This is a genomic window from Mesorhizobium sp. M7A.F.Ca.MR.148.00.0.0, assembly GCF_003997735.1.
Lineage (GTDB): Bacteria > Pseudomonadota > Alphaproteobacteria > Rhizobiales > Rhizobiaceae > Mesorhizobium.
In genome coordinates this window covers 4,723-9,227 of the sequence record NZ_RZTB01000162.1, presented here as the reverse complement: position 1 = coordinate 9,227, position 4,505 = coordinate 4,723, and the positions used below count along the sequence as shown (strand labels likewise).

General features: G+C 57.7%; 3 protein-coding genes. All 3 read right to left on the bottom strand.

Features of this window, described 5'->3' with window-relative positions; translation table 11 throughout:
* Positions 1–657: 657 nt before the first annotated feature.
* The gene (locus EOB49_RS31095) at positions 658–1,821 is read right to left on the bottom strand and encodes a Xaa-Pro peptidase family protein (protein ID WP_127383227.1); all 1,164 of its coding nucleotides are present in this window, start codon (positions 1,819–1,821) and stop codon (positions 658–660) included.
* Between the two features lie 231 nt (positions 1,822–2,052).
* On the bottom strand, positions 2,053–2,760 hold the full coding sequence (locus EOB49_RS36660; RefSeq protein ID WP_164781870.1) for a hypothetical protein: 708 nt from the start codon (positions 2,758–2,760) through the stop codon (positions 2,053–2,055).
* 523 nt (positions 2,761–3,283) lie between these two features.
* On the bottom strand, positions 3,284–4,505 hold a 1,222-nt coding region (locus tag EOB49_RS31085), incomplete at its 5' end, for an ABC transporter permease subunit (RefSeq protein ID WP_245472907.1).

Here is a 4,505-nt window from a genome sequence, read left to right as displayed (position 1 = left end):
TCACAACCGGAACGCTTCAAACTCGATCCGCTCCAGCAAATGCCGGGACTAAACATCTAGATCAGTGAACGAACCAGTCGCGCGACAACAGGGACCTCGGGGATCGTCTGGCGAGAACGAGGCGCCGCGCGTCAGAGAACAAGGAAACAAGCGCGCGGCCCGCAGCATCGTCGGGATAGACCTCAGACGGTCAGGCCCGCATGATGATATTATTGAAGAAGCGGAGTAGTGATGTAGCAGCGACTATACCGATCATAAGCCCGCCCGGAGCCGCTCCACCAGCCGTCGGTCCATTAATCCTGCAGCGGAAGTCGACAGGTTGCGCCGCCATGATCCATGCCGGCCTCGACCACAACTCGGCCGCCGCCAGTCGGTCCCGAGGCGTGGTCTGACGCCTGGCTTCTGCCCGCACGAACCCTCAGCATCGGCGGCGATCTTGGCCGGGTAAAACATGGCCGTTGCACCGGCCGCGTCATTCGCAGCGCAGGCCACGACGCCGGGTCAGCCCAGCCTTTCGCCGCAATACGGTCAGCAGACCCGATTCACCCCGTGTGGCGGCGCAACATCCGACACATTCGCTCCCGGCGCGGCGCTATTGCCAAAATGCGGGTGTTCTCCTCGGCTTGGACCACTTGCGATACGCAAAGCTCCGCGCTTTTATGCACAATAGAGCGTGTGAGGTGTCCGGCTGAGTATTTCCGCGCCTCGCTCTGTCACAAGGACGTGCTCGCTGGTTCCAATCAGGTAACCACTTTCTCCGCACAGGATGATTGGCATATGCAAGGTCATGTTTGGCTCAAGCACGTCCGTCGCACCGGGCTCAAGGCTGATGTTACCGCGCTCCACCCATCTGATGCCGGTTTGGTAGCCGACCCGGTGGTTAAGAAACTCAGGACGCCCATGTCGCGTGAGCACCTCTCGTCCAGCGGAATCAACTTCACCAGCGGTCGCACCCGGCTTAATCGCAGAAATAACCGCCTCCAGAACTTCGATTGAAAGGTTGTGGAGGAGTTCAGTCTCGGCATGCCGACCAAGTACGGCGCTCCTGACCAGCCCGCATGCGTAACCCTTTTCCACGCCACCAATTTCGATAAATGCGGGCTCATTGTTTCTGATGGGATGCTGCTTGGGGGTCCCGTGCGAAAGCTTCGTCCGCTCGCCGAACAACAGGGTTGAGGAAGTCGCCTGTACTACGCCTCCGGCCTTCTGGACGTCGCGATCAATGTTCGCAGCCACTTCCACTTCCGTTGTGCCTTCCCGCAAAGAACGCTGGAACGATCGAACGGCCACGTCAGTCATTTCCATAGCGAAGCGCATCACTTCAAGTTCCATCTCCGTCTTTACAGCTGCCACCGTAGCTACCAGACGAGTCGCATCAGCGAATTTCATATCCGGAAGTTGCGCCTGAAGCGCACCTACGTCCGCTGGCGCAAGATTCCAGCAGCCGAGCTCAAGGCCAATTGTGCGCCCCGTCAAGCCATATCGCCGAATAGCATCCGCGCACACCGGGGCAAAATCAAACTGCTCCCTGTAGGGGAGTATTTCCTGGACGCAGCTACCTGGACGGACGCTACCCAATTCATACTCTCGGACGACGAAGGTCGGCTTTTGTCCCGGTACGAGGATTAATGGGAACGGCATGAAATACGCGCCGAGCCCGTCATATCCGCTCAGATACTGAAGGTGGCCGTGAGCGGTTACCAAGAGGGCGTCGAGGTTGGCTCGCTCCATCGCCTCGAACACTTTTAGCTGACGTCGTTCATACTCGGTTTTTGGGAATGGAAGAGCCGTCAGCGGAACTGCTGAAAATGCAGTGGTCATAGGTCACCCCAATTGCTTGCCTATCGTTTAGAAAGCGCGACATTCCGCTAACCGCATTCGGCGACAAGCGAATGCGCGACCGATTTATGTCTTCGACTTATCGGACATTCACCCGGAACAGCGGCATGCGTCAAATGCGGTTTCTATATTGTAGTCATCTGGCCACGCGATGGACATCCAGGATTACATTCTGGAAAGCTTCGACCAGGCAATGCCACCGACGAACGCGGGCTAGACAACGGACGCAAGGGTCAGCCGGCCGAGGTCCGTAATATCAAAAATGGGTAACCCTGTACGACGCCGGAGTGCGTTTTTGACATAGGGGAACCCGGTGCATTCGAACAGCAGCATCCCGATTTCAGGATGCTCAGCGCGGAGTTGCGCGACGCAAGCGAAGACCTCGCACTCGATCTGATCGATCTTGGTATCGACCGGAGGACGCATCAATGCGTTGCGGAGAAATTCGCCGCCTTCGACGCCGCCGATAACCACTCTCGCTCGATCAGTCGGATTGTCCACGCTGAGCAGATCTTCACCGAAGTGTCTTGAGTCAGCAGTCACAACGGCAAGCTTACGAGCAGGCGACAACTGTCGCAGCAACGTGGGAACCAGAAGCAGGCTGGACATTGCTACTGGAATATCGACGGCAGCTGCGACCGCTGCTTGATGCCGGATGAAAAAACCGCAGTCAGAAGAAATCACGGCTGCGCCTCGTTCAACCAAGCGCCGAGCGGCTGCCACGCAGGCGCCTTCGAGCGACGGGTCACCACGAATAACTTTATCCGGCCATGCCCCCCTCACGATTTCTTTAACGATTGGGCCGTCAGTCGTGGGGGTCCACAGGCAGGTAAGCTCCGAAACTTCCGGCGGTTTATTGGCTGACAGGCCTTCATCAAGCTGAAGGATTCCAACAGCACGGCTGCTCTTTTGAAACGTCATGGATGGCACTCCAGAGAAGGGACTAAGGGTAATCGCGTCCAAGCTGCCGAATTCCCTAAATCCAGGTTTTTGACTGGCGCTGCCGCCAGTCGGATAAATCTCTTCCTCCCGCGGGGCGTGATTTGCGCCATGGTTCTTAACCAATCTTCAACCGCGAGCTTGATGCCGCTCCTCTTTACAGGCTTCAGTCACGGAATCGCGTTCGAGCCACGGCTTCCCATTCTCCCTAAAGAGCACAGCCCGGCGCTGCTGACCTCGCTGGCGTTCGTGAAGGCACCGCTGGCGCAAAGACTTTGGAACGCGAACCTCCTCGTCGATGCCGTGGGGCTTCAGGCGCAGGTAAAGTTTTTCGAAACTGCGCGTCCGCTAGCCTTGCCAGGGGGCCGACAAAAGGGCCGGAGCGATAAGGCCAGTCAGCTGCAGGAATTCTGGTGTTCAAAGCCAATACGACAATTGCACCTCGTCTGCCATTTGGGCCAGAACGGTTTGTTCGGGTCAAGGTAAACATCTCCGACTTCAGCCTTCAAGTCGCTCGTTCCGAGAGCGTGCGCAGAACTCTCGGACCGGACCGCCAACCCGCGGCGTAGAAAACGAATAGACAGAACACAGGCAGAGCCATCAGTAGCGCTGCCACCGCGGCAATTGTCGGATCGACCTGGTGCCGAACATCCTCCCACATCTTCAAAGGTAAGGTTCGGATCGTCGGTCCGGCTATCAGCGATGTTATGACAAGTTCATCGAACGAGGCGAGAAACGCGAATATAGCGCCACCGATGATACCCGGTCGGATCAAAGGCAGCGTCACACGCATGAAGGTGCGTAGCGGTCCCGCACGCATGCTCTTAGCCGCCTGCTCGAGCCGAGGATCGAAATTCACTAACGCAGCGGAAACGATCACAACGACATAGCAGATACCACCAATGGTGTGCGCCAAGACGATGCCGGTTATCGAGTTGAGTAGCCCGAGTTTGATCAGCCCGAAATAGATCGATATGCCGACGGCGATAACCGGAATGGTGATCGGTGTCAGGATCATCATGGTCAGGAAGCTGCGCACCCGCGGAAGCATGGCGTTAAGGCCATAGGCCGCAAGCGTGCCGGCGATTGTCGACACTGTGGCAACCACCAAGGCGATTTGAATGCTTGTCCAAGCGGCGTTGTACCAGGACGGATCGTTGAAGAAGGAGCGGTACCACTGGAGGGAAAAGCCCGACGGCGGGAATTCCAAAAATTTCCCCGCGCTGAAGGACATAATAACGACGAGAAGTTCCGGGAATAGCAGGTAGAACATTACTAGCACGAGGAACACCGTGCCGACGATCTTCGACCAGCGGCTATCACCGCCGGCCTGGTAGAGTCGTGCCGTCCATCGCTTTGCCCGACGCGGGGCGAGAAACTGGCTAAGACAGCGTTTCGGCGCGCCCAAAGAAGGCGAAAGACTCAGCCAGAACCTCCGCGGCCGCTGCGTCGTTGGGTCCTGCGCACGCGAAAGATCAAGCCCAACAACGGATACCACGACAACGCCAACGGCTAGAAGGATAAACGCCGAGGCCGCGACGCGCCCCATATCAAAGGAGGTCTGGACCTGCGACGCGATGAAGGTCGACAGCATGGCGTCTCTCAACCCGCCCAGGGCGGCCGGCGTGATGTAGAAACCGAGGCAGATCACAAAAACCAGCAGGGAGCCGCTGCGCACGCCCGGCATGCTGAGCGGAAAAAAGACGCGCCAGAAGGCGGTAAAAGGC